The sequence below is a fragment of the Mesorhizobium sp. M7A.F.Ca.CA.001.10.2.1 genome, from assembly GCF_003998575.1.
Lineage (GTDB): Bacteria > Pseudomonadota > Alphaproteobacteria > Rhizobiales > Rhizobiaceae > Mesorhizobium.
The window spans coordinates 1-3,229 of the sequence record NZ_RZQY01000676.1 but is presented as its reverse complement, the minus strand read 5'-3'; the positions used below and the strand labels follow the sequence as shown (position 1 = coordinate 3,229).

Below are 3,229 nucleotides of genomic sequence, written 5' to 3'. Positions count from 1 at the left end.
CCGCGCAACAGCGCAAACCCATTCACTTTGCCTGAAGGCTTGTCACTTTCTTCCTCGCTCTTGCAAAAATGCGAAAGAAAATTACATGCGGTTTTCGCATGGCTGCCAAGCCTTGGTCGGCGCGCAATATTTGATGCTCCGGGCTTGACGGTCCGCGGTCTTACGAGTAGAAGCCGCCCAGTCAGAACCGATGTGAGGCTCTCCCTTCCGAAGCGACACGCTTTGGAGTTTGCCTCAAACAGGGTTCGTTTTACGAGCGAAAAGACATTTCCGGCGTGCACGAAGCGGCTTCCGCTTCCTCTGCCTTTTGTTCGGGCAAGACCGCGAGGCGCGGCTTATGGCCCGAATTTGCGTATGGAAATGACGCTTTGAGCGGCCCTGACCGGGCGAGACACGGAATTGAGAGACAAGAGGGTTTAATGCCTACCGTCAACCAGCTGATCCGCAAGCCGCGCATTGCGCCGGTGAAGCGCAACAAGGTCCCGGCCATGCAGCAGAACCCGCAGAAGCGGGGCGTCTGCACGCGCGTCTATACAACGACGCCGAAGAAGCCGAACTCGGCGCTGCGCAAGGTGGCCAAGATCCGCCTGACCAATGGTTTTGAAGTGATCGGGTACATCCCCGGCGAAGGCCACAACCTTCAGGAACACTCCGTGGTGATGATCCGCGGCGGCCGCGTCAAGGATCTTCCGGGCGTTCGCTACCACATCATCCGCGGCGTGCTCGACACGCAGGGTGTGAAGAACCGCAAGCAGCGCCGTTCGAAGTACGGCGCCAAGCGTCCGAAGTAAGGGGCGTCCGAAGTAAGATTTTCCGGCCTTGGCGCTCCTTGGGTGCGTCGGGTTATGAGATTGAGAGACAAAAACCATGTCGCGTCGTCACAGTGCAGAAAAGCGTGAGATCAATCCGGACCCGAAGTTCGGCGATCTGATCGTCACCAAGTTCATGAACGCCGTCATGTATGACGGCAAGAAGTCGGTCGCCGAGACCATCGTCTACGGCGCGCTCGACCAGGTTCAGTCGAAGACCAAGCAGGAGCCGGTCACCGTCTTCCATCAGGCGCTCGACAATGTCGCGCCGCATGTTGAAGTGCGTTCGCGTCGTGTCGGTGGCGCCACCTACCAGGTTCCGGTCGACGTGCGCCCCGAGCGCCGCCAGGCATTGGCCATTCGCTGGCTGATCGCTGCGGCCCGCAATCGCAATGAGACCACGATGGTCGACCGCCTCTCCGGCGAGCTGATGGATGCGGCCAACAACCGCGGCACGGCTGTCAAGAAGCGTGAAGACACCCACAAGATGGCTGAAGCCAACCGCGCTTTCGCGCACTACCGCTGGTAAAGCGCGAACGAGACTGAGAGGCAGCTACGATGGCCCGCGAATACAAAATCGAAGACTACCGCAATTTCGGTATCATGGCGCATATTGACGCCGGCAAGACGACGACCACCGAGCGCGTCCTCTACTACACGGGCAAGTCGCACAAGATCGGCGAAGTCCACGACGGCGCTGCCACCATGGATTGGATGGAGCAGGAGCAGGAGCGCGGCATCACGATCACCTCCGCCGCGACCACGACCTTCTGGAAGGCTCGTGACGGCAAGATGCACCGCTTCAACATCATCGACACCCCCGGCCACGTCGACTTCACCATCGAAGTCGAGCGTTCGCTGCGCGTGCTCGACGGCGCCATCGCGCTGCTCGATGCCAATGCCGGCGTTGAGCCGCAGACCGAGACCGTCTGGCGCCAGGCCGACAAGTACCGCGTTCCGCGCATGATCTTCTGCAACAAGATGGACAAGATCGGCGCCGACTTCTACCGCTCGGTCGAGATGATCGGTTCGCGCCTCGGTGCGCATGCCGTTGTCATGCAGCTGCCGATCGGCGCCGAGACCGAGTTCAAGGGCGTCGTCGACCTCGTCGAGATGAACGCGCTTGTCTGGCGCGACGAGACGCTGGGCGCTGCCTGGGATGTTGTCGAGATCCCGGACGACCTCAAGGCTCGTGCCGAAGAATACCGCGAGAAGATGATCGAGGCCGCCGTCGAGATGGACGAGACGGCGCTTGAGAATTACCTCGAAGGCAAGATGCCGTCGAATGACGAGATCCGCGCGCTGATCCGCAAGGGCACCATCGCGGTCAAGTTCTACCCGATGTTCTGTGGCTCGGCCTTTAAGAACAAGGGCGTGCAGCCGCTGCTCGACGCCGTCGTCGAATATCTGCCGTCGCCGGCCGATGTTCCCGCCATCAAGGGTGTCGATGCCAAGACCGACGCCGAGATCGAGCGTCACGCCGACGACAACGAGCCTCTGTCGATGCTCGCCTTCAAGATCATGAACGACCCGTTCGTCGGTTCGCTGACCTTTGCCCGCATCTATTCGGGCAGGCTCACCAAGGGCATCTCGGTCGACAACACCGTGAAGGGCAAGAAAGAGCGCATCGGCCGCATGCTGCAGATGCATGCGAACTCGCGCGCCGACGTCGAAGAGGCTTTTGCCGGCGACATCGTTGCTCTTGCCGGTCTCAAGGACACGACCACCGGCGACACGCTGAGCGATCCGCTGCATCCGGTCATTCTCGAGCGCATGGAATTCCCCGATCCGGTCATCCAGATCGCCATCGAGCCGAAGACCAAGAACGACCAGGAAAAGATGGGCCTCGCCCTTCACCGCCTGGCCGCCGAGGATCCGTCCTTCCGTGTCAAGACCGACGAGGAAAGCGGCCAGACCATCATTTCCGGCATGGGCGAACTTCACCTGGACATCATCGTCGACCGTATGCGTCGCGAGTTCAAGGTCGAGGCCAATGTCGGCGCACCGCAGGTGGCTTATCGCGAGACGATCACCCGCAGGCACGAGCAGGACTACACGCACAAGAAGCAGACCGGCGGTACCGGTCAGTTCGCTCGCGTCAAGATCGTCTTCGAGCCGAACCCGGACAGCAGCGAGTTCGAGTTCGAGACCAAGATCGTCGGCGGCGCCGTGCCGAAGGAATACATCCCCGGTGTCGAAAAGGGCATCAACAGCGTCATGACCTCGGGTCCGTTCGCGGGCTTCCCGATGATCGGCGTCAAGGCGACGCTGATCGACGGCGCTTACCACGATGTCGACTCCAGCGTTCTGGCCTTCGAAATCGCCGGCCGCGCCTGCTTCCGTGAAGCCGCACCCAAGCTTGGCGTGCAGCTGCTCGAGCCGATCATGAAGGTCGAAGTGGTGACGCCGGAAGATTACGT

3 protein-coding genes are annotated in these 3,229 nt (G+C 60.9%); all 3 read left to right on the top strand.

Annotated features, from left to right (window positions below; genetic code table 11):
* Positions 1–419: 419 nt before the first annotated feature.
* Entirely contained in the window at positions 420–791 is a 372-nt protein-coding gene (gene rpsL, locus EN964_RS29760; protein ID WP_006333356.1) for a 30S ribosomal protein S12, read from the top strand.
* 76 nt (positions 792–867) lie between these two features.
* Entirely contained in the window at positions 868–1,338 is a 471-nt protein-coding gene (gene rpsG, locus EN964_RS29755) for a 30S ribosomal protein S7 (protein WP_008875664.1), read from the top strand.
* 29 nt (positions 1,339–1,367) lie between these two features.
* Positions 1,368–3,229, top strand: a 1,862-nt coding sequence (fusA, locus tag EN964_RS29750) for an elongation factor G (protein WP_127277089.1), incomplete at its 3' end; no start/stop codon positions are given.

What these genes read in the sequence shown, in the direction of transcription:
- rpsL (WP_006333356.1), top strand. Translation starts at nt 420, where the DNA reads ATGCCTACCGTCAACCAGCTGATCCGCAAGCCGCGCATTGCGCCGGTG.
- rpsG (WP_008875664.1), top strand. Translation starts at nt 868, where the DNA reads ATGTCGCGTCGTCACAGTGCAGAAAAGCGTGAGATCAATCCGGACCCG.